Genomic DNA, 21,982 nt, shown 5'->3' with positions numbered 1-21,982 from the left:
TATGAATTATTCTACAGGAATGAAATGGGTGACAGCAATTGCTGAAGGGTTTCTCGCAATTCCACTCATTGGGGGAGCTTTTGTCATAGGTACTGGCTATTCGGCGCTTGTCGTAATGTTTGTACTACACGCAATTACGTTAATTCTTTCAATCCGTGAGATGCAAGGCAAGTCTGCATCGATCCTAGGTCTTGTAACAAGCGTAGTGAGTGCCATACCACTCATAGGCTGGTTCATGCACCTACTGACTGCAGGAGCGCTCTTACTATCGGCAATCACTTCTAGCCGCAGAGTAAATATATAAGAAAATGCGCTTCCGCTTAAAAACGGAAGCGCATTTTTTAATGTGGTAAAAAGAACAGTTGATAGGTGAACAGTACTGCGAAAATATACAAAAGCACAGGAACTTGTTTCCCTTTCCCCTTAACAACTTTTAAAAGCGGGTAGGTGATGAAACCTAGTGCAATACCTGTCGCAATGCTTGAAGTGAGCGGCATCGTCAGAATAACTAAAAATGCTGGGAATGCTTCATCGAAAGAATCCCAGTCTACATCTTTGACAGCGCCAATCATCAGACTTCCAACAATGATTAAAGCAGGAGCGGTTATCGCTGAGACACTCGATAACGAACTAACGAGCGGACCAAAAAATGCCGCGACAAGGAATAGAATTGACACTGTCAGTGTTGTCAAACCTGTCCGGCCACCTACTGCTACGCCAGAGGAAGATTCAATGTATGCTGATGTAGGGCTCGTTCCAAACATGGAGCCAAATGTCGTTGCAATAGAATCTGCAAGTAATGCATGATGTGCACGTGGTAGCTTGTTTCCTTTCATCAGGCCAGCCTGTTTTGCAACGCCAATCATCGTACCAGTTGTATCAAACAAGGTCACGATAAGGAAGGCAAAGACGACACCATACAAACCGTGTGAGATAACATCCCCGACTGCCGTAATGGGATTCCAGACTAAAATACCCTCAGGTAAATGAGGTATTTTCCATAAAGCGCCTTCAAATTTAAGCTGACCTGTAAATGCTGCGACAATTCCCGTCAATATCATTCCGATGAAAATCGAGCCATAGATATTCAGCGTCATAAGAATTATCGTAACTAGAAGGCCGAATAAAGCAAGTAGAACCGGTGGTGAGGTTAGGTCGCCAAGCTTAACAAGATTCGCTTCATGTGGAGCAACGAGTCCGGAGAGCCGTAAACCAATAAAGGCAATGAATAATCCTATCCCGGCCGTAATTCCCAGTTTCAAGCTCTCGGGAATGGATTCGATTAATTTTTCGCGGAAAGATGTCAATGATAAGAGAACAAATAAAAGTCCAGCAACGAAAACTGCGGAAAAAGCGGTCATATAATCGAGTTGTCCATCAGAGGCAAGAATAATAGATGTGAAATAAGCGTTTAATCCCATCCCTGGAGCAATCGCAATTGGATAGTTTGCGAAAAGGGCCATCCAGAGTGTACCAACAACAGCCGCGATAATCGTCGCAATGAATACTTGTTCGAACGGTACACCTGCGTCAGCAAGTATAATAGGGTTAACAATGACGATATAAGCCATTGTTAAAAAAGTAGTCATACCGGCTAATAGTTCAGTTTTTACTGTGGTATTATTCTTTTTTAAATGGAACAACGTAATTCTCCTTTCAAAATACGAACGAAATGAGGTTCAATTACAATAATATTCGTTTTTACAATTAAATTCAACTCTGACTTTTAATCAGGGAATTCGTACTATTCGAATGACGCTTGTACAATTAGTAGTATAAAGGTTAGAAAGGAGAAATACACAATGTCAAAACGATTTACTGGAACAATTGAGCTTGGAAATGGTGTGGAAATGCCACAATTAGGTCTTGGTGTTTATAAAATGACAGAACACGAGCAGACGGTCGAAGCAATTGCCTATGCAATCGAAACTGGATACCGTGCAATCGATACAGCAGCCATCTATGACAATGAAAGAGAAACAGGAGAAGCGGTTCGACATTCCGGAGTTCCAAGAGAAGAGCTGTTCATTACATCAAAAGTTTGGAATACTGATCAAGGATATGACGATACATTGCGTGCGTTTGAGACTTCTTTAAAGAAATTGGACTTAGATTATTTGGATCTCTATTTAACACATTGGCCAATCACTGGAAAATACACGGATACATATAAAGCAATCGAACGACTATATGACGAGAAGCTCATTCGTGCAACGGGTGTTTCCAATCATCACAAACATCATCTTGAAAAAATAATCGTTAAAGCGAATGTTGCACCAATGGTAAATCAGATTGAACTTCATCCACGTCTGACGCAGGAACCGCTACGTATGTTTTGTAAAGAGAACGACATTGCTGTCACGTCTTGGTCTCCGCTAGCACGTGGGAAATTGCTTATGGAACCAACACTTCTTCAAATTGGTGAACAATACGATAAAACCGCTGCACAAGTAATTATTCGTTGGCATCTGCAGAATAATCTTATCGTCATACCCAAATCAGTGACGCCTGAACGAATTCGGGAGAATAGTGAAGTTGGCGATTTTGAACTAAGGCCTGAAGAGATGGATTCGATTAATGCACTAAATCTCGACGAACGAACGGGAACTGATCCGGATACTTATTAAGTTGAAAATGGACGAGCGTTTTGAGATTGGCATCTGTCAATTGACCTTATAACTTCATTCAGCAAATCTTTTTGTACTGAAAGCGAAGCGTCAGCTACAGAAGTCTTCCACTTTTATAAGTAGTGAGATGAATGCGAACAAAGTCTACAATTCAGCGGGGGTTTAAACCCTTGCTGAATGGGGAGAAATTGAGTTCCATTTCTCCTTGTTAAGCCTCCGGCGGATGTCACAGATTTTGAAGGGAGTTAATTGAGCAAGCTCAATTCAAAATCTTGACGCAATCACACCGAGGCGTGATTGATTACAAAAAAATGCCATGGAGAAACACCCTCCATGGCATTTTTTACATATCTCTCATTTCAACTAGTGTCTGTTGCTCTGTAAATGGATGGATGAACGATACTGCAGCTGCAGTTAATCGATAATTGCCATCTTCCGTTTCACTGCCATCGTATAATGTATCGCCTTTAACGGGATGTCCAAGATGAGACAAGTGCACACGAATCTGATGTGTGCGTCCTGTTTCCAGTTCAGCTTCAACAATGGACGTATCTTCTTTGCGCTCAATGAGTCGAAAGTTTGTAACAGCAGATTGTCCTGACGTTGAGACCAAACGTTTCGCTGGATGATGTCGATCGCGTCCGATAGGCAGTCTGATTGAACCTTTAGGCCTTTTCAGGTATCCGTCTACTTCTGCAATGTATTTTCTGCTGATGTCGTTATTCTCAATCATCCGGTCGAAAAGTGCTTTCGCAATTGGATGCTTCGCAATAAGGACGACACCGGAAGTACCTTTATCGAGACGATGGATATGCTCAGCATATTTACCGCCATTGCTTTTTATATACGCCATGACAGCGTTCATCAGTGTACCGGTTTCACGCGGTCCATCGGGATGGGTTGAAATGCCGGCGGGCTTTACGACTGCGAGGATATGTTCGTCTTCGAATAACACAGTTACGTCGACTTCTTCGTCAGGAACGTATGTTGATGCTGCGTCGGGAAAAGTGAAAACCAACTCTGTACCAGAAACGAGGGGTTCCCGCCAATCATCGACAGGCTCGCCAGTTGAGTCTAGTACACTTTTCCCCATTCGCATTAAATGGACTGTCTTTTTCCCACCCTGCCATTTATCCTTGAGCAAATGCTCGACCGTCATATTGTCTTCTGTTGTCTTATAATGAAATAACGTCATCCAAATCAACCTTCCTACACGTATTCATTATTTTCCTTCGAATTCATTGAAAAACGCACGAATATTTTCCTCTGGTTGTCCACCAAGCATTCGTCCAACTTCTTTTCCATTCTCATAATGGACAAGTGCTGGCCAAGATTCGATTTTGTAGTCTGTATTCATTCCTACTTTATCTCCATATTCTAGCATGTTAAATTGCTGCACATTGACATTCATTTCCTTGGCGATTGGCATCATTACGGGCGTCATTGCTATGCAATATTGACATTCAGGATGGAAATAGTAAGCAGTAACTGATTCACCAGCTTCGATTTTTTTGAAAAGTTCATCTGGTTGTACGATATTGCTATAGTTTTCATTGCCAATCAAATCAATGGTTGATTTCTCGAGATTGTCCGTATCATAAGGATTGTCTTTCAATTTTGTTTCGTTTGCTTTGTTCGCTAAGACGACAATTAGAATAAAAATAGCAATAATAACTCCGCCGATAATCAATAGTTTTTTCAAATTACTTCGACTCCTTCTGCCATTTTAACATGAAAAGGCTTGTGATAAAGATGATTAAAAATGCTGTTAACGCCAAAAAAGGAATAGTGATGAATCCTAGGTAGTTTATGTATTGCCCGGTGCATGAAACATTTCCACATGTCGGCGCACTGTCGCCCAAGAAACTAATTTTTTGGAGTCCATAATGATAAAGAGAAATGCTGCCTCCAATAATAGAAAAAACTGCTGTGGTTAAAGCAATCTTCACATTTTTTTGGAAAAGGGCAATACCTGAAATGAGTACAATAGGGTACATCAGGATCCGCTGGTACCAACATAAGGTACATGGTTCATACCCTTTTACTACCGAAAAGTATAACGAACCGAGTGTTGCCACCAGCGAAACTGTCCAAATAAGAATTAGACTGTTTTCCATTCGTTTTTGCATAGTTTCAACTCCCGCTTTAGTAACTTCATACATGTTTGATTATAGAGCGTGAAGTGAATCAAGTAAAATATTATTAACTGAAGGGACACTGCGATATAATGAATACAAACAGGTTTGGAAGAGGTGTTTCAGGTGAGTGAGGAATTTGATTTGTCCAATTTTGAAATAAGTATGATTATCCGTCAGATGAAATTTGAGGATATAAAGAAGCTTTTAGGTATGCAGGAACTGTGTTTTCCGGGTATGGATCCATGGGAAGAAGGTCATCTGAAAAGTCATTTGGAGAAGTTCCCAGAAGGACAGCTAATTGCTGAGTTAGATGGAGAAATCATAGGTTCTTGTTCAAGTCTAATTATCAACTTCGACGAGTATGACGACCGTCATACATGGGATGATGTAACAGATGAAGGGTATATAACCAATCATAATCCCGACGGTTATAATATGTACGGTATTGAAGTGATGGTTCATCCGGACTATCGACGTATGAAAGTCGGTCAGCGTTTGTATGAAGCGCGTAAGGAGCTTGCAAGAGAGCTCAACTTGAAGTCGATTATCCTCGGAGGGCGTATTCCGAACTATCATAAATTTGCGGATGAAATGTCCCCACGAGAATATGTGGATTCTGTGTCACGCCATAAAATCTATGACCCTGTACTAACTTTTCAGTTGATGAACGACTTTACGTTGATGCGGGTTAATCCGAATTATTTACCGGATGATAAAGCATCTAAGAAATATGCAACACTTATGGAATGGAATAATGTTGATTATAAACCACTGACAAAACGACATTTCAAAACGAGTTATCCCGTTCGTATTTGTGTTGTTCAATATTTAATGCGTAAAATCAATTCGTTTGAAGAGATGGCTCATCAGTGTGAATACTTCGTGGACGTCGCTTCGGATGCCAATTCTGATTTCGTGGTTTTTCCGGAAATATTTACGACTCAGCTCATGTCCTTTATGGATGAAGTATCACCGAGCCAAGCGGTTCGTAAAATGACAGAGTATACACCACAATACATTGAGATGTTTATGAACTTAGCGGTGCGTTACAACGTGAATATTATCGGTGGATCCCACTTTGTAGAAGAAGAGAATGAAGAAATCTATAACATCTCCTACTTGTTCCGTCGTGACGGTTCAATTGAAAAACAATATAAGATTCACATTACGCCAAATGAACGGAAATGGTGGGGGATTAGTGCAGGTGATGCGGTGCGCGTGTTTGATACGGACTGTGGGAAAATCGCGATTCAGATTTGCTATGATATCGAATTCCCGGAACTCGCACGTATTGCGACCGATATGGGGGCTAATATTATTTTCACACCATTCTGTACTGAAGACCGCCAAGGATATTTACGCGTCCGTTATTGTGCACAAGCCCGTGCCATTGAAAATCAAATTTATACCGTGATATCAGGGACAGTCGGCAACTTGCCACAAACGGAAAATATGGACATCCAATATGCGCAATCAGCGATATTCGCACCATCCGATTTCGAATTTGCCCGTGATGGCATCGTCGGTGAAACGAATGCTAACTTGGAAATGGTTCTTATCGGAGATGTTGACCTTGAGATATTACGCCGTCAGCGTCAAGATGGAACTGTTAAGCAATTGAAAGATAGAAGGCATGACGTGTATCATATTGAGTATAAGAAGGATTAATAGTTGAAAAGCGCCACGCATTCCGAGAAATCCGGTGTGCGTGGCGCTTTTTTCGTTGAATTAATTCTTCTTGGAAGGATGATTCCGCATGCTTTTCGTAATCTTTTTCCACTTATTCCGTTCTTCAGCTTGAGCGGCGGTGTCCATTTTGCGCGCGAGGAATGCTAATTCTTTTTGAAGCTTCAAATAGCTTGCATAGCGGTCTTCGGGTAAAGCGCCGGTAGCAAGTGCTTCCTGCACAGTGCATCCGGGTTCATTGTTATGTTGGCAATCGTTGAATTTACATGCATCTGCAAATGCTTCCACGTCTTTGAAACCTGAATCCAAGCTCTCGCCATTATCCCAGAGCTGGAACTCTCTCATTCCTGGCGTATCGACAAGTACACCACCGCCAGGAATTTTAACAAGTTCACGATGTGTCGTTGTATGCCGCCCTTTGTCGTCATCATCGCGAATATCTTGTACAACCATTGTTTGACCGCCACAAATGGCATTTGTTAGTGAGGATTTACCAACGCCAGAGGAGCCTAACAGCGCAGCAGTTTTACCGCCTACTAATAGTGTCGTTAGTTCTTTAATACCCTCACCCGTGACGTTACTCACTGCAAAAACATCGGCACCCAGTGCAATATTACGTGCTTCTTCTATATAATGTGATGGGTTATCGCAAACGTCTTTTTTTGTTAAAACAACAACAGGGCTTGCACCTGAGTCATAGGTAGCAACCAAATACCGTTCTAATCGTCGTGGATTGAAATCTTTATTCATCGACATAACCAGAAAAACAACATCAATATTGACTGCTATAATCTGTTCGATAATTGTTGAACCCGCCGCTCTTCTGGAGAACAGTGACGTGCGAGGTAAAATGGCATGAATGATGCCCCGTTCCTCACCTGGCATCTTTTCAACCGCAACCCAATCACCGACAGCAGGGAAGTCCCGTCGATCATCAGCAACATATTGCATCGTACCTGAACAAACAGAAAGCCATTCACCTTCAGTTGTAACAACGCGATACATCCTCTTATGTTCAAGTGTGACACGCCCAGGGACGTATTTATTCATTTTTGCGTTTTCATTTAATTTTGCCCAATTAGCTTCGTGGGATATATTCCAACCGTACTCGTTTAAGTTAATCAATTTGTTTTCCTCCTATTATGTGCATGCTAGAAAAGCGCAGAGCGCTAAACAATAAAAAAGCCGTAGGTCCTGATCGGACACCACGGCTTTCACGCGCATAACAGAAGAAGCATGCTTACTAAAAAAGCACGGCAGGTGAAAGTATGGGTCCGATCAAATTGACATTAGGTACATTTAAATTAGCCATAAAACTTCACCTGCTTTCTGTAAGATGAATTAATATTAACAAAATGAAAGAGGTAAGTCAATGCAGACTTTTCACTCTACTTATAGAAGAAAAAACTTTCCCTGAATTTAACAACACATTCCAAACAGGTCACACTAAATTCTGCTCTTAGCGAAGATATTTTGGGATTAATTTTGATAGAAAACCAAAAGGCTGTCCAACAAGTCAGTGTACTGACTTTCTGGACAGCCTCATTTAACTTACTAGTCTCTTTTAAATAAATCTCATAATTAGTTTAGTCAGTTCTTGCACACCAAGGTATCCAAACATGATAAGACAACCAATTAAGACTGTGTTTGGCACCCATTTGTTTCTTGATTCTTTTTCTACATCTTTCGAATTCAATAGGAATAGCAATGAAGCTGCCAAAAACGGCATGAACAGAGCTCCTAATGCGCCGTATAGAATAATGAGTTCAACAGGCTTTCCGAAATACATTAAAATCAATGGAGGGAATGTCAGCCAAATCAAATAAAATCGGTAAGCAGGATCTTTTGCGGACACTTCTTGTTTCCCAGGTTGTTTCTTTTTACGTACAGTTTTCACAAAATCAGCAAAAAGATAAGGCACGCCATTCCATACGCCTAGAAGTGATGAATAGGCTGCGGACCAGAATGCGACTAGGAACATCCATTTCATTGGAGTTCCGAACTCAGCTCCAAGCATACCCGCTAATTTAACCAATCCTTCATCATCTCGAATGCTGACGCCAGTTCCAGCTAAAAACTGTGCACCTATGATAAGTCCAGCTAATGTGAAAAGACCAGTCAGGATATAAGCAATTTTTGCATCCGTTCGCATTGCGGGAATCCACTGTTTACCGCTCCAACCTTTTTCTCTTAGCCAATACCCATAGGATGCCATCGTAATCGTTCCACCCACACCACCTATTAAACCGAGCATGAGAATAAAGGAACCTTGCGGAGCACGAGGTACTAAGCCGAATGCAAATTCACCGAAACTCGGTAAGAAAAGGGCTGCTGTTCCGATTATCGTAACGAACATGACGCCAATTAAGACGGTCATAACTTTTTCAAAGAGGAGATAGCGACCAAACCAAATTAAGATAAAACCGACGACCGCGTGTATGATAGCCCATGCCCAAATTGGCATGATAGGGAACATAGCATGCATCGCCATTCCGGATGTTGAAGATGCGGCAGCGCCGTAGACGAAGCCCCAAATAATCGAATAACCCCCGAAATAACCAGTAGCCCAACTTCCTAGCTGCTGCCATCCGTCTAAGATGGTTCTGCCAGTTGCCAAGGAGAATCTACCAACGCCTTCGTTCAAAAAATACTTCAAAATAGAACCGACGATTACGGCCCAAACAAATGTCATTCCAAATTGAGTCCCGATTACAAGCGAAGTGATTAAATCCGCTGTACCTGCCCCAGTAGCTGCAACAACAATCCCTGGACCGATATTTCTCAATTTTTCCCCAATCGTTTTTGGTGGAAGAAGTTGTTGATCAAGCTGCGTTGTCATAAAAATACCTCCTAAGTTTGTAGTGAAAGAACCGATCATGACTGAAGGGATTCTAACTGACTTTCCTTGACCTCCACCAACACAAAGTGTCGCGATGCCAAATTGTTCGTTTTAATCATGCAAAATCAGTAATAAGTGTAGAACTGACATTTTTCGCAGTGATTGGCCACCGGTGACATGATAAATGGCTCTTTGGGTGTAACTAGTAATCTGTGCAAGTTATCCTTGCTCTTTATAAAGAAATAGTCAGTCATGTAACCCCTTACATTTCTTTTCAAAGATTAGTGGAAATTTGCAATTCTGAAATGTTATAAATAGAGAATAATGGCTGTACGTTATACGTACAATTGTACGAATGGTGTAACTAGGGTAATTATAACTTGATAGTTTCATTTTAGCAATCAAAATTTTGCATAGTTTTTAGAAAAGGGACTAAAATTATTGCATTGGAAATGTAAATTGTAGTTTTGTTCCAAAAAAGGAAAAAATGAGCCGTTTCGAATTGCGTCGTTTTGTAGCGTTTTGTGAAGTTATGAAAGGTATAAGGAAGTAACGGACTGAAGATTGGTTTGCTTACACTCAAATACATAACAAAAAAGCGGCCTCCAAAAAGGAGACCACCTAAAGTTAGGATTACATCGACAATTCCGTAACGTCGTCGGTTTCCTCCTCTTCATATTTCATAACTTCCAGGTAAAGAATGTGATGACCTTCCACATCTTTAACAGTGAATTCAAATCCTTGTTCGATAATTTTTTCACCTTGTATAGCTTCGAAACGTTGTGTCATGAACCAACCGCCGATTGTATCGATATCTTCTTCATCAATCGAAATGCCTAGAATTTCATTTACATGTTCAATCCGAATCTTTGCATCTAAAATATAATGGTTTTCTCCGAGGTTTTGAATTTCGGGTACTTCGTTCATATCAAATTCATCTTGAATATCACCGACAATTTCTTCGAGAATGTCTTCGATTGTTACAAGACCGGATGTACCACCATACTCATCCATCAAAATTGCCATATGAATCCGTTCTCGCTGGATTTTAAGAAGCAAGTCTCCGATTGGCATTGTCTCAATCACATGTATAACCGGTAGCATATAGCTTGTCACCGCTTGATTACCCGCAGTGTCGGGATCTTTAATGAATGCGGTTAAAAGGTTCTTCATATTGACGAGACCGATGATATGGTCCTTATCGCCGTCTGTCACTGGGTAGCGCGTATATTGCTCAACACCCATTACTTCGAACACTTCACGTAATGTCATGTCTTTTTCTATTGTAATCATTTCTGTCCGAGGAGCCATGATTTCTTTGGCAATTCGATCGTCGAATTCAAAGATCTTATTTACATATTTATATTCAGCCTGATTGATTTCACCGCTTTTTAAACTATCGGACAAAATCATCCGAAGTTCTTCTTCTGTATGGGCGACTTCTGATTCGGACATTGACTTATATCCGAAAAGTTTAATAAGAAATTGAGCAGAACCGTTCATTCCTCTGATGATTGGGTAGGCGATGCGATAAAAGATAATAAGCGGTTTTGAAAAGCTTAAAGTAATCTCTTCCGCTCTTTGTATTGCAATCGATTTTGGAGCCAACTCACCAACGACCACATGCAAAAATGTGACGATTGAAAAAGCAATAATATACGAAATAATACTTGAAGTGCTAGCTGAAATGTTTAAGCTTTCCCAAAGGGGAGCTAGCATAAGTTTGACCGTAGGTTCCCCAAGCATCCCAAGCCCTAGAGCGGTAATGGTAATACCCAATTGGCAAGCGGATAAGTATTCGTCCAGGTTACCGACCACTTTTCTCGCAACTACCGCACGTGGATTTCCTTCCGCAATCAGTTGGTCTATCCGTGTAGTTCTAATCTTTACAATTGCAAATTCACTCGCAACAAAAAATGCGGTGAGAGCGATCAAGACAGCAAATGCTGTCAATCGTATGGCAATTTCCAAGTAAATCCTTTGTTCCAAACCCAGATGAGGGGGAGAACAAAGTGTACACCTCCTATAGTAGTAAAATCGTTAGTTAAGTCTATGATAATTTATTTACAAGAAAAAAACAATTAGTTACGCTTTTCTAGCGTATAATTGTAGGAAACCAAGGAACTTCTATTAGTATTTACGTGTAGAAAAGGTTGACGAGAAGGACTTAAAAGCCAATATTTTCACGGACTATTTCCGGCTCGCTTTCGGCGAATTAATCCCGACATCTTAACCAAGGGGCAAGTGTGGACAGAAGTGACTCCGTCACTTCTGTCCACACCCTTTACGGTTATCTTGTTGTGAATAACTGCCTGCAGCGTACCTACACTATTCAAGTGAAAAATGCTGTTGCTTTTAAAGAAACGAATAGATACCTTTCTTTAAAGAGTGTAAGTGCCCGAAGATGCAATTTCGGGCACTATTGCACGCTGGATAATGTATTCTCTACTTTACTATACTCTGTTAGTAAGTGATGACATCCCTAAATTAAGAGTAGAGACACTATTAGAGAAGGCACGAGCGGCCAAAATTGTATCTTTGGCCGCTTCTCTCGATGTGAGAAGCGATCTATTCTTTCGTCCCAAAAAGCTTAGACAATACTTGTATTAGTATCTTTGGAGTGCGACGGATGAACAATCACCATACGATTACCGAAAAAGTAAATAGGGATGCGACAACGTCGCATCCCTATTTACTAAGACACCTCGATAATTCTATAGAAGTTGTTCAATCCAAAGCAATCCAAAACCAACTCTACACGTAGTGCCCGGTGTTTAATCAAGTTACTTTTGGATAATCGGTAGTGTGCCACTATTAGGAACTATCCTCATTTTCAAAAGGTATTGACAACTAGGAAATGGAAATGCTAATCTGGAATAGTTAGATACTCGAAATAGAAAGGGAGGTACGGAAAATGAAAAAAGGTATGATGACTAAAAACAATTGCATAGAAAAGCCGTGCCTACTCATACACTAGTAATCTGTCACTAATATCAGATGGAGCGGTGCAATACCGTTCCTTTCTATGAGCACACGCTTATTTTAAAAGGCGTGTGCTCTTTTTTAATTTTAAGTTTAAAGAAAATTCGGTGTTATCACGCTTTGCGTGTTTCATAAAAAAATAGAAAAGGAGTGTTGACGGTGTTAATCATCAAACAGCAAAGGAAACTATTGAAAAAGGAATCTCTTGAAAGCGGATAGCTGTAAGAGAATATGGAAGAAGGTAGATTGAATTATGTTCTCAGTGTTATTTAAATTGAAATGGTTTTTCAAAGAAAATAGAAAAAGGTACGTTGTAGCACTACTCCTACTGATGGTGACGAATATTCTAGTCGTTATCCCCCCGTGGCTGATTGGTCAAGCGATTGACTCGATTTATACGCAATCATTGACTGCAAGATTACTTATTATCTTTATAGCTTCTATGATTTTTATCATGATTTTCAATTATGCTTGTAACTTCGTTTGGCAATACCAGTTGTTTGGTGGGGCTTATGTAATTGAGCGGCAATTACGCGGGAAACTCATGCAGCAATTTTTGAGGATGACCCCAACGTTTTATGAAAAAAATAAGACAGGCGATTTGATGGCAAGATCGACCAATGATTTAAGGGCGATTTCTGAGACAGCGGGTTTCGGCATTATGACACTTGTCGATTCGACACTCTACCTGATGACGCTCATTCTGACAATGGGTTTTCTCGTTTCTTGGAAATTAACACTTGCTGCAATTTTACCGCTTCCACTACTCGCTTTTATCATGCAAGTGTTAGGAAAGAAAATCCACGAAAGATACATGGTAGCTCAGCAAGCATTCGGTGATTTAAATGATAACGTCTTGGAAGCAGTTGCTGGAGTCCGGGTTGTTCGTGCCTACGTTCAGGAGCGTGCATCTGAAAAAGGATTTGCAGAAATGACGGAAGACGTATATCAGAAAAATATGCATGTCGAGAAGATTGATGCCCTATTCATGCCAATTTCGAAAGTATTGACAGGTCTAACGTATATGATTGGGCTCGGTTATGGTGCTTATCTCGTATCGATAGGTGATATGACGCTCGGAAAACTCGTTACCTTCAATGTCTATCTCGGAATGATCGTTTGGCCGATGTTTGCGATTGGTGAACTGATTAACGTCCTTCAACGCGGCAATGCATCACTTGACCGTGTGACAGAGACGCTAGATAGCGCGGAAGATGTGAAAGACCCCGAACATCCAATAAAAGTGGAGCATCCTGATAGTGTTGGTTTCCGGGACGTTACGTTCACGTACCCAACCTCACATTCGGTTAATTTAGAAGCGATAAAACTTCATTTGAACCGTGGTGACACGCTTGGTATTGTTGGGAAAACAGGTAGCGGAAAGACAACGTTCGTCAAACAACTATTACGTGAATATCCTCCAGGTGAAGGAGAAATTGCCTTCTCAGGTGTACCTTTGCAATCCATGACAAAAAACCAAGTGAGGGATTGGATTGGTTACGTTCCTCAAGATCATGTACTGTTTTCACGATCGGTCAGGGAAAATATTTTATTCGGCCGGCCTGATGCAACGGAAGCAGAAATTGTAGAAACAATTAGACTGTCTTATTTTGAAAAAGACCTTGAAATGCTTCCTAAAGGACTTGAAACGCTTGTTGGAGAGAAGGGTGTCGCACTTTCGGGGGGACAGAAGCAACGAATTTCCATCGCTCGGGCACTTGTGAAAAATCCTGAGATACTCATTTTAGATGACTCGCTTTCTGCAGTCGATGCAAAAACGGAAGCGAAAATCATAGAAAATATCCAAGCAGAACGAGCTGGGAAAACAACAATTATTACAACGCACCGTCTGTCTGCGATACAACATGCGGACTGGATTATCGTTCTCGATGATGGTCGAATGATTGAAGAAGGAACACATGAGGACTTACTTCGGATGAACGGCTGGTACAAAGAACAATTCGACCGGCAACAGATTGGGGAGGTTGAATAATATGAGTACTGGCAAACGATTAGTAAAATATGCACTGGTTTATAAAAAAATAATTATTTCGGGTCTTCTCCTTCTAGGGATTGCAGTCGCGGCAGATTTGATGGGACCGATGATTGCTAAGAAAATCATTGATGAACATATTGCAGGAGCTCCTGGTGGTGGAATTGATTTTAATCCGATTTTTAAACTGCTAGCGGTCTTTTTCGGGCTAGCTGTTGTTACAGCCATTATGAGGTATTTTCAATATCTTTTGATGCAAAAAGCGGCTAACCGTATAATTCAAAAAATGCGGAATGACTTATATGAACATATTCAGACATTGCCGATCCGTTACTTTGATAATTTGCCTGCCGGTAAAGTTGTGGCACGAATTACAAATGACACGGAGGCAATCCGTAATCTATATGTAACAGTTGTTTCGCAGTTTGCGATTAGTGGGATGTACATTTTAGGTATTTTCATTGCGATGTTTATCTTAGAACCTAAAATGGGTGCCATCACTTTATTTGTCCTACCCATTTTGTATATTTGGATGAAAACGTATAGGAAGTTTGCTTCGAAAGTGAACCATATCATTCGTGGAAAAGTGAGTGATATGAATGCAATGATCAATGAATCAATTAATGGCATGACAATCATTCAGGCATTCCGTCGTGAAAAGCAGATGGAAGATGAATTCCAGGAGTTGAATGATGAGCATTTCCGTTACCAGAACAAGTTATTGAAAGTGGAGGCGGCTACGTCACATAATCTTGTCGATGTTATCCGATCATTAACGTTTGTATTATTCATCTGGTATTTTGGCGGCGCATCGATGTCTGTCACAAGCGTCATCTCAGTGGGGATGCTTTATGCATTCGTGGATTACATTACAAGGCTGTTCAATCCTGTCACGGGTATCGTTAACCAATTCGCGAACCTGGAGCATTCACTAGTAGCTGCGGAGCGGGTATTTAAATTATTGGATCGTATTGGTGAGCCCGTAAGCGACGATAAAATAGCTCGCTACAGTGGAAATGTCCGTTTTGAGAATGTTTGGTTCGCCTATAACGAAGATGAATATGTCTTGAAAAATCTTACGTTCGGAGCGAAGCAGGGAGAAACGGTAGCGCTAGTCGGCCATACTGGATCCGGAAAAAGTTCGATTATGAACTTGCTGTTTCGTTTCTATGATGCATCAAAAGGGAAAATAACGATTGATGACATGGATATCAGCGAAATGCCGCGCCAAACGGTCCGTAATCATATGGGCATCGTTTTGCAGGATCCGTATCTATTTAGCGGAACTGTAGAATCTAACATAAGCCTAGGAGACTCACGTATCAGTCGTGAAAAAGTGCAGCAGTCTCTTGATGCAGTCGGTGGGGAACGCGTATTGAAGCATATGCCAAGTGGAATTGACGAGGAAGTTGTCGAGAAAGGGAGCACGCTCTCTTCTGGACAACGCCAATTAATTTCATTCGCAAGGGCACTAGCTTTCGACCCAGCCATTCTTATACTGGATGAAGCAACTTCCAACATTGACACGGAAACAGAAGAAATTATCCAACATGCAATGGACGTTCTAAAAAAAGGGCGTACAACTTTCATTATTGCCCATCGACTCTCCACCATTAAAAACGCAGATCGTATTTTAGTGTTAGATCGCGGAGAGATTGTCGAAGAAGGATCACATGATGAATTGCTCGCTCTAGGCGGGCAGTATGCACAAATGTATAAATTGCAGGCGGGTACTTCCACTCAAATTGAAACTTAAATGAGTGGGGGACTCCCTGCTTTTTTTGCATAAAAAAATGAGAATTGTGAAATGAAAACAAAACTCCCTGCAACGAATATGCAGGGAGTTTTGTACTTATTCGCCTCTTTTATATTGCGTTTCTTTCCAAGCGTTTTGCTCATTGGGAACGCGACTCTTATCTTCAAATACATTTTCGGTTTTCTGATCTTGTACTTTTAACTGTTCCTTTTCTTTGAGCAACTCTTCGGGGGATTTTTCTTTATTCATACTGCGCCTCCTTATTCGTCATCAAGCGTAGTATTCCCGACATTACCGAGATTCAGTCGTAGACGTGAAAAATCATTAATTCATGAATCATCTTTTTTAGATTTTCTTCTTCAGAGGGTGTGTTTCCGCTCCAAGTAATTGCGCCATCAGGCATATATTCACCCGTATACCTTGAATTGCGGTAGAAAAATGAAAATGTCCATCCTGGCAATTGTGTATTCTCAAACATTGGTTTGTAACTGAAATGCTGTAGCATATAATACTCCTCTCATAAGACGTCGCCCAAGCGCATAAAATCAAGAAAAGAAAGCGAAAGGGTGCTGACTTGTTTGTTGATAAATTAAAGCAGGCCATCGAAGGCGAGTACAAAGATTATCATTTTTATAAATCCATGCATGGCATGACAAATGATCCGCTCTGGCAAGATTTCCTCACACATATGTACGAAGATGAAAAAAGCCATTATGAAATGTTCCAACAACTCTATTATATGATGACGGGGACATTTGTACAAAACCCTAAGAAACCTTTGCCTTGTTATAACCTGAAGGTATGTGTCCAACGAGCGCTTGTAGATGAGTTGGAAGCAGTTGAAACCTATAAAGAAATGTTACTGACCATTCCTATTCAGCAGGCCTACAATCCGTTATTCATTGCTATGCATGATGAGATGGAGCATGCCATTCGTATGTCAACAATGTACAATGCACTTTAACAAGGCTTGTCATTTTTCCGTTGGGTTGAGTTCTGCTATAATTAGGACTTAATGAAACGGAAAAAGGTGAAGAAATTGGGCTTTTTATGGACATTGTTATTTATGGCCTTCATTGGTGCATTAATCGGTGGACTTACAAATCATTTGGCGATTAAAATGTTATTCAGGCCGCATGAAGCGAAATATATTGGGAAATGGCGCTTGCCATTCACACCGGGCTTGATACCCAAACGGCGTGGCGAACTGGCAACGCAACTTGGCAAGACAGTAACGAATTATTTATTGACACCGGAAACGTTTCAAAAAAAATTGTTGACACCTGACATGGAGAAAAAAACGGAAGATTTTCTACAGGCAAAACTGGAGCAACATATTCTCCTCTCCGATAGAACGTTGAATGACTGGCTCGATACTGCCGGAGCGACAAACGTAGCCGTTAAAGCAGAGCGGAAAGTGTTAGAAGTACTCGATACCCAGCTTAACGCCGTTCGTGCAAAACTGACGACGGGATCGGTAGAAGAGGTGCTACCGCAAAAGTGGCGGGTTGAAGCAGCAGGGCGCATTCCGGATGTGACAGCATATATTTTAGGCAGGTCGGAACAATATTTCGAATCGGATGAAGGAAAAGCAATGTTCCGTAAAATGATTGATGAGTTCCTAGCATCCAAAGGTAAACTTGGAAGCATGGTAAACATGTTTTTTGGAGAATCGGAATCACTGGTTGGAAAAGTGCAAGGGGAAGCATTGAAGTTTGTCGCAGCTCCAGGTACTTACGAGCTTGTAAACACGATTATACTAAATGAGTGGGAAAAGCTTCAAAAACGTCCAGTCGAAGAACTTCTTTCCGGATTTGATTGGAATGGATTGTTCGATTCGATTCGAACTTATGCGAAAGAAGAACTTGTATTGAAAGATCGGCTGAATAAGACAATCCGGGATTATTGGCCGGAAGGGTCTGAATGGACAGCTGTCAATGTGACACCAGCGTTGACGAGTTTTGCATTCAAACAAGCAGAAGAACAAATAGAAATATCGCTCCGCAAATTGAAAATAGATGATATGGTTAAGGAGCAAGTCGATACGTTTCCGGTTGCTGTTCTTGAGGATCTCATGCTAGGTATTTCGAAACGGGAATTTAAGATGATTACCGTACTCGGGGCATTACTTGGCGGTGTGATTGGAATTGTTCAAGGCCTTATCGTCTATGCAACAAATTTAGCTTAGGGGGACTTTAAATGACAGTAAATATTTACGATGATTTAAACAAGTTAGAAGGAACGCTTAGACAAACAGCGGAGTTTAAAGAAGTAGCACAAGCGGTTGAAGAAGTGAAAGCCGATAAAGACGCACTTGAATTGTTCAAGAGTTTCCGTAAAATCCAATTGAGTCTGCAGGAAAAACAAATGGCTGGTGAAGAACCGCTAGCTGAAGAACTAGAGTATGCGCAAAAAACGGCACAGCTTGCACAGCAAAATCCTAAGATAATGAAAATGCTTGAGTCAGAAATGGGTTTGAGCGGTCTAATTGAAGAAGTTAACCGCGTACTTATGAAACCAGTTCAACAATTATACGAATCCATCTAAAAACCGGCCTCGGCCGGTTTTTCTTCATTCACCCCGTAAATTTGCTATAATGAATGGTATATTCCTCTACAAAAGGGCAAGTCTGTTGATTGACCATTTACTAGCATAAAACGCTGGTGAGTAGGGCTTGAAAGCCACTATATTCACTGGACTATTTTCGGCCCGCTATTGGCGAATTAATCACGACGGTTTTACCGAGAAGCAAGTGTGGCTAGAAGTGACTCCGTCACTTCTAGCCACACTCATCTCAGTTTTACTATTGTGATTATTAGCCTGTCGCGTTCCTACAATATCTAAGTGAAAAATGCAGTTGATTGGGAAGAATAGAATAGATGACATTTGATAAAGAGAGCAAGTGCCCGAAGATGCAATTTCGGGCACTCTAGTACGTTGTATATTGTATTCTCTTCTTACTATTAGCAAAGACTATGTGATGCTTTATAAGAAAGTGACACTTCCTTAAACGAAAAAAAGAGATACGATAGTAGAAGGTTTGAGCGGTCAAAATTGTATCTTTGACCGCTTCTTTCCAGGTGAGAGGCAAGCCATTCTTTCGTCCAAAAAAACTTTGGCACTTCTTGTAAATATGTCTTTGGAGAGCGACGGATGAACAATCACCATACGATTACCGAAAAAATATGTAGGGATGCGACGAAGTCGCATCCCTACATATAAAGTCATCTCGATAATGGTATAGAAGTTGTTCAATTCAAAGCGATTCTAAGCAATTCTACACGTAGTGCCCAGGTCGATCAAATTATTTACTGGATATTCTTAGTTAATCAAAAGGCGTAATAAAAGGGTTCACTTTATCAATAGAAAGTTGGGTTTACACAATGCAAAAAATAGTCATGAAAGAAAAATATGAACAGGGTTGGATTAGGATGTTTACACATCTTGCAAACCTATTCTTTGAACAATCAAAAATAGTCGATGAAGACGAAGAGGGTGCAATTCTGGCAGAGCTCACATTGGAGCGGACGCTTGATGGGCACCTTTCGGGGAAGGCAATTCTTACGTGGGAAGGCGAAGAATATTCTGCCGTGTTTTCTGAAATGGAAGAAACTGACGATGAAAAAGTGATAACCCGCCAGTTGAAACGAATCTATTCACACGTCTTTCTTGAAACGCTTGAACAGGCAACAGGAATGCAACAATCGTGGGGAATTCTTACCGGAATCCGTCCCATGAAGCTGTATCATAAATATCGCCTTGAAGGACATAGCAGTGAAGAAGCCCAGCAATTGCTGATGAAGCGGCATCGCCTTTCAAGTGAAAAAAGTGCACTTCTCGCAAAAATTGCCAATGTGCAGTTACGAACAGTACCTGATCTGCATGACCTAAGAAATGAAGTAAGCATTTACATCGGAATCCCATTTTGTCCAACGAAATGTGCCTATTGCACATTCCCGGCTTATGCAATTAATCGGAAAAATGGACGAGTTGAAACTTTCCTAGACGGATTACATGATGAAATCCGAGAAATGGGAAAATGGATGACAGAGCATGATACGAAGATTACTACGATTTACTTCGGTGGAGGCACACCTACTTCTATAGAAGCGGAAGAAATGGATGCGCTCTATGAAACGATGTATGCTTCATTCCCGAATATGGATAAAGTACGGGAAATCACCGTAGAAGCGGGTCGTCCTGACACGATTACACCTGCTAAAATTGATGTGCTGAAAAAGTGGGGTATTGACCGAATTAGTGTCAATCCACAATCGTATACTGATGAAACATTGAAAGCGATCGGACGTCATCATACTGTCCAAGAAACAATTGATAAGTTTTGGTTATCCCGTAACATGGGCATGAAAAATATCAATATGGATCTAATTATTGGTTTACCAAATGAAGGAATGGATGAGTTCAGGCATTCACTAGCTGAGACTGAAAAGATGCAGCCAGAATCACTGACTGTTCATACATTATCATTTAAACGGGCATCTGAAATGACGCGCAATAAAGATAAATACAAAGTAGCGGATCGTGAAACGGTTGAACAGATGATGCATCTCGGAGAAGAGTGGAATGCGGCGAATGGTTATGAACCTTATTATTTATATCGCCAAAAAAATATTTTAGGCAACTTGGAAAATGTCGGATACGCAAAACCAAATGAAGAAAGCATCTATAATATCATTATTATGGAAGAAGTACAGACGATCATTGGTGTTGGATGCGGGGCTTCAAGTAAGTTCATCGATCCAATCTCAGGGAAAATCACACAATTCTACAATCCGAAAGATCCGGCGGCTTATATTCTGACGTATGAAGAGTCAATCGAAAAAAAGCTCGCTCATCTAGATTCAATTTTTCCGGAGATTGTCACTAAATAAAGGATTTACAGAAAAAACATCGAATGTAAGAAGTGAATGGTAATTCATTTCATACAGGGGGTGTTTTTTTGTATACAACAATTGAATTGAAAAAAGAAGGGCGTCTTGCGCGTCTTACGTTGAATAGACCGACATCGATGAATGCTATGAACATGTTAATGATGAAAGAGATTGCTGATGCATTTGAAGACTTGAAAAAGGATATGACGGTACAAGTACTGATAATTCATGGGGCGGGTCGCGCATTTTCGGCAGGCGGAGATATTAAGGCGATGGTGGATCCGGACAGTCCATTTGAAATCAGTGAAGTAATGGTGGATGTGAGCCGCCTTGCAAAAGCGCTTTACACGTTACCACAGATTACAATTGCAGTCGTCCACGGTGCAGCAGCGGGACTTGGGTTTAGCTTGGTACTTGGTTGTGATCACATTATTGTTGAAGAAGAGACTAAACTTGCAATGAATTTTATTGGTATTGGCCTAATTCCGGACGGAGCCGGTCATTTCTTCTTAAAAGAACGTGTAGGAGTTCCTCAAGCGAAAAACCTTATTTGGTCAGGAAAAGTGATGAATGGACAAGAGGCACTTGAAAAAGGGTTAATTGATGAAGTGACTGCAGAGGGGAAAAGCATTGAAACCGGAGAGAAATTTGCCCATAAACTACTTGCATCACCGATTGCTGCTATGATTGCAACGAAGAATATACTTCATGAACAAAAAACGAAAGAACTTGAAAGTGTGTTGGAAATGGAAAGTGAAGCACAAGTAGCAATGAGGAAAACGGAAGATCACCTAGAAGGCGTGCAAGCATTTATAGGGAAGCGCAAACCTGATTTTACAGGAAAGTAATTTTGTGCAGTACGTCTGTTGATTAACTATGTATTTGCGTAAAACACTAGAGAGTAGGACTTGGAAGTCGACATTTTCACTGGATTATTTTCGACCCGCTTTCGGCTAATTAATCATGACACCTTAACCAAGGAGCAAGTGTGGCTAGAAGTGACTCCGTCACTTCTAGCCACACATTTTTGTGCGCCCGGCATGGGCTATAACTTGGTGGTGAAAGTCCA

20 protein-coding genes are annotated in these 21,982 nt (G+C 40.9%); 11 read left to right on the top strand and 9 right to left on the bottom strand.

What is annotated here, in order from left to right; translation table 11 throughout:
- Position 1: 1 nt before the first annotated feature.
- Positions 2–304: a hypothetical protein gene (locus tag AC25Y6_RS18195; RefSeq protein WP_482103250.1), complete on the top strand. Its 303-nt coding sequence runs from the start codon at positions 2–4 to the stop codon at positions 302–304.
- A 37-nt stretch (positions 305–341) separates the two neighbouring features.
- Here AC25Y6_RS18195 and AC25Y6_RS18190 read toward each other — a convergent pair whose 3' ends face one another.
- On the bottom strand, positions 342–1,643 hold the full coding sequence (locus AC25Y6_RS18190) for an NCS2 family permease (RefSeq protein WP_488144017.1): 1,302 nt from the start codon (positions 1,641–1,643) through the stop codon (positions 342–344).
- Between the two features lie 159 nt (positions 1,644–1,802).
- Here AC25Y6_RS18190 and AC25Y6_RS18185 point away from each other — a divergent pair, with 159 nt between their 5' ends.
- Entirely contained in the window at positions 1,803–2,627 is an 825-nt protein-coding gene (locus AC25Y6_RS18185; RefSeq protein WP_488144016.1) for an aldo/keto reductase, read from the top strand.
- Between the two features lie 343 nt (positions 2,628–2,970).
- On the opposite strand, the gene AC25Y6_RS18180 is transcribed toward AC25Y6_RS18185, so the two are convergent.
- The 3 genes from AC25Y6_RS18180 to AC25Y6_RS18170 are packed head-to-tail and all read right to left on the bottom strand — an operon-like array spanning position 2,971 to position 4,756.
- Positions 2,971–3,822 (bottom strand): RluA family pseudouridine synthase, encoded by an 852-nt coding sequence (locus AC25Y6_RS18180; protein WP_488144015.1) that lies wholly within the window; start codon positions 3,820–3,822, stop codon positions 2,971–2,973.
- Between the two features lie 27 nt (positions 3,823–3,849).
- Positions 3,850–4,329 (bottom strand): thioredoxin family protein, encoded by a 480-nt coding sequence (locus AC25Y6_RS18175; protein WP_482103254.1) that lies wholly within the window; start codon positions 4,327–4,329, stop codon positions 3,850–3,852.
- Between the two features lies 1 nt (position 4,330).
- Positions 4,331–4,756, bottom strand: a complete 426-nt coding sequence (locus tag AC25Y6_RS18170) for a disulfide oxidoreductase (protein ID WP_488144014.1) — start codon at positions 4,754–4,756, stop codon at positions 4,331–4,333.
- 132 nt (positions 4,757–4,888) lie between these two features.
- Here AC25Y6_RS18170 and AC25Y6_RS18165 point away from each other — a divergent pair, with 132 nt between their 5' ends.
- Positions 4,889–6,433 carry a GNAT family N-acetyltransferase gene (locus AC25Y6_RS18165; RefSeq protein ID WP_482103256.1) on the top strand — a complete coding sequence of 515 codons (1,545 nt, stop codon included), beginning with the start codon at positions 4,889–4,891 and terminating at the stop codon, positions 6,431–6,433.
- A gap of 60 nt (positions 6,434–6,493) precedes the next feature.
- Here the strand turns inward: AC25Y6_RS18165 and rsgA are convergent, their stop codons facing one another.
- The 3 genes from rsgA to AC25Y6_RS18150 form a co-directional block, all read right to left on the bottom strand.
- Positions 6,494–7,573: a ribosome small subunit-dependent GTPase A gene (gene rsgA / locus AC25Y6_RS18160; RefSeq protein WP_488144022.1), complete on the bottom strand. Its 1,080-nt coding sequence runs from the start codon at positions 7,571–7,573 to the stop codon at positions 6,494–6,496.
- Between the two features lie 442 nt (positions 7,574–8,015).
- Positions 8,016–9,290, bottom strand: coding sequence for an Nramp family divalent metal transporter (locus AC25Y6_RS18155; RefSeq protein WP_488144013.1), 1,275 nt, complete (start codon positions 9,288–9,290; stop codon positions 8,016–8,018).
- A 633-nt stretch (positions 9,291–9,923) separates the two neighbouring features.
- Positions 9,924–11,261: a hemolysin family protein gene (locus AC25Y6_RS18150; RefSeq protein ID WP_488144021.1), complete on the bottom strand. Its 1,338-nt coding sequence runs from the start codon at positions 11,259–11,261 to the stop codon at positions 9,924–9,926.
- A 658-nt stretch (positions 11,262–11,919) separates the two neighbouring features.
- On the opposite strand from AC25Y6_RS18150, the gene AC25Y6_RS18145 reads away from it, so the two are divergent.
- The 3 genes from AC25Y6_RS18145 to AC25Y6_RS18135 all read left to right on the top strand — a co-directional run bounded on the left by AC25Y6_RS18145 (position 11,920) and on the right by AC25Y6_RS18135 (position 16,021).
- A complete protein-coding gene (locus AC25Y6_RS18145) occupies positions 11,920–12,054 on the top strand; it encodes a hypothetical protein (RefSeq protein WP_482106264.1) in 135 nt (44 codons plus the stop codon).
- A gap of 471 nt (positions 12,055–12,525) precedes the next feature.
- On the top strand, positions 12,526–14,265 hold the full coding sequence (locus AC25Y6_RS18140) for an ABC transporter ATP-binding protein (RefSeq protein WP_488144012.1): 1,740 nt from the start codon (positions 12,526–12,528) through the stop codon (positions 14,263–14,265).
- 1 nt (position 14,266) lies between these two features.
- Positions 14,267–16,021, top strand: a complete 1,755-nt coding sequence (locus AC25Y6_RS18135) for an ABC transporter ATP-binding protein (RefSeq protein ID WP_488144011.1) — start codon at positions 14,267–14,269, stop codon at positions 16,019–16,021.
- 96 nt (positions 16,022–16,117) lie between these two features.
- Here AC25Y6_RS18135 and AC25Y6_RS18130 read toward each other — a convergent pair whose 3' ends face one another.
- Positions 16,118–16,270 carry a hypothetical protein gene (locus tag AC25Y6_RS18130; RefSeq protein ID WP_482103261.1) on the bottom strand — a complete coding sequence of 51 codons (153 nt, stop codon included), beginning with the start codon at positions 16,268–16,270 and terminating at the stop codon, positions 16,118–16,120.
- Positions 16,271–16,322: 52 nt separating this feature from the next.
- A complete protein-coding gene (locus AC25Y6_RS18125; protein ID WP_482103262.1) occupies positions 16,323–16,526 on the bottom strand; it encodes a YheE family protein in 204 nt (67 codons plus the stop codon).
- A gap of 69 nt (positions 16,527–16,595) precedes the next feature.
- Here AC25Y6_RS18125 and AC25Y6_RS18120 point away from each other — a divergent pair, with 69 nt between their 5' ends.
- The 5 genes from AC25Y6_RS18120 to AC25Y6_RS18100 all read left to right on the top strand — a co-directional run bounded on the left by AC25Y6_RS18120 (position 16,596) and on the right by AC25Y6_RS18100 (position 21,761).
- Positions 16,596–16,985, top strand: coding sequence for a ferritin-like domain-containing protein (locus AC25Y6_RS18120; RefSeq protein WP_488141470.1), 390 nt, complete (start codon positions 16,596–16,598; stop codon positions 16,983–16,985).
- Between the two features lie 51 nt (positions 16,986–17,036).
- Complete coding sequence (locus tag AC25Y6_RS18115) at positions 17,037–18,209, top strand: DUF445 domain-containing protein (protein WP_488144010.1); 1,173 nt, start codon at positions 17,037–17,039, stop codon at positions 18,207–18,209.
- Between the two features lie 11 nt (positions 18,210–18,220).
- Positions 18,221–18,568, top strand: a complete 348-nt coding sequence (locus tag AC25Y6_RS18110) for a YlbF/YmcA family competence regulator (protein WP_482106260.1) — start codon at positions 18,221–18,223, stop codon at positions 18,566–18,568.
- 836 nt (positions 18,569–19,404) lie between these two features.
- Complete coding sequence (locus tag AC25Y6_RS18105; protein ID WP_488144009.1) at positions 19,405–20,913, top strand: coproporphyrinogen III oxidase; 1,509 nt, start codon at positions 19,405–19,407, stop codon at positions 20,911–20,913.
- Between the two features lie 68 nt (positions 20,914–20,981).
- Positions 20,982–21,761, top strand: a complete 780-nt coding sequence (locus tag AC25Y6_RS18100) for an enoyl-CoA hydratase (protein WP_482103267.1) — start codon at positions 20,982–20,984, stop codon at positions 21,759–21,761.
- The last annotated feature ends 221 nt before the right edge of the window (positions 21,762–21,982 follow it).

It is taken from the genome of Sporosarcina sp. Y1004, assembly GCF_057669665.1.
The sequence above is the reverse complement of the archived record's forward strand: the minus strand, read 5'-3'. Positions and strand labels throughout refer to the sequence as shown.

Coding starts and splice junctions, on each gene's coding strand:
- AC25Y6_RS18135 (WP_488144011.1), top strand. CDS start 14,267: ATGAGTACTGGCAAACGATTAGTAAAATATGCACTGGTTTATAAAAAA.
- AC25Y6_RS18185 (WP_488144016.1), top strand. CDS start 1,803: ATGTCAAAACGATTTACTGGAACAATTGAGCTTGGAAATGGTGTGGAA.
- AC25Y6_RS18105 (WP_488144009.1), top strand. CDS start 19,405: ATGCAAAAAATAGTCATGAAAGAAAAATATGAACAGGGTTGGATTAGG.
- AC25Y6_RS18145 (WP_482106264.1), top strand. CDS start 11,920: ATGAACAATCACCATACGATTACCGAAAAAGTAAATAGGGATGCGACA.
- AC25Y6_RS18195 (WP_482103250.1), top strand. CDS start 2: ATGAATTATTCTACAGGAATGAAATGGGTGACAGCAATTGCTGAAGGG.
- AC25Y6_RS18180 (WP_488144015.1), bottom strand. CDS start 3,822: ATGACGTTATTTCATTATAAGACAACAGAAGACAATATGACGGTCGAG.
- AC25Y6_RS18140 (WP_488144012.1), top strand. CDS start 12,526: ATGTTCTCAGTGTTATTTAAATTGAAATGGTTTTTCAAAGAAAATAGA.
- AC25Y6_RS18110 (WP_482106260.1), top strand. CDS start 18,221: ATGACAGTAAATATTTACGATGATTTAAACAAGTTAGAAGGAACGCTT.
- AC25Y6_RS18115 (WP_488144010.1), top strand. CDS start 17,037: ATGAAACGGAAAAAGGTGAAGAAATTGGGCTTTTTATGGACATTGTTA.
- AC25Y6_RS18130 (WP_482103261.1), bottom strand. CDS start 16,270: ATGAATAAAGAAAAATCCCCCGAAGAGTTGCTCAAAGAAAAGGAACAG.
- AC25Y6_RS18155 (WP_488144013.1), bottom strand. CDS start 9,290: ATGACAACGCAGCTTGATCAACAACTTCTTCCACCAAAAACGATTGGG.
- AC25Y6_RS18170 (WP_488144014.1), bottom strand. CDS start 4,756: ATGCAAAAACGAATGGAAAACAGTCTAATTCTTATTTGGACAGTTTCG.
- AC25Y6_RS18125 (WP_482103262.1), bottom strand. CDS start 16,526: ATGCTACAGCATTTCAGTTACAAACCAATGTTTGAGAATACACAATTG.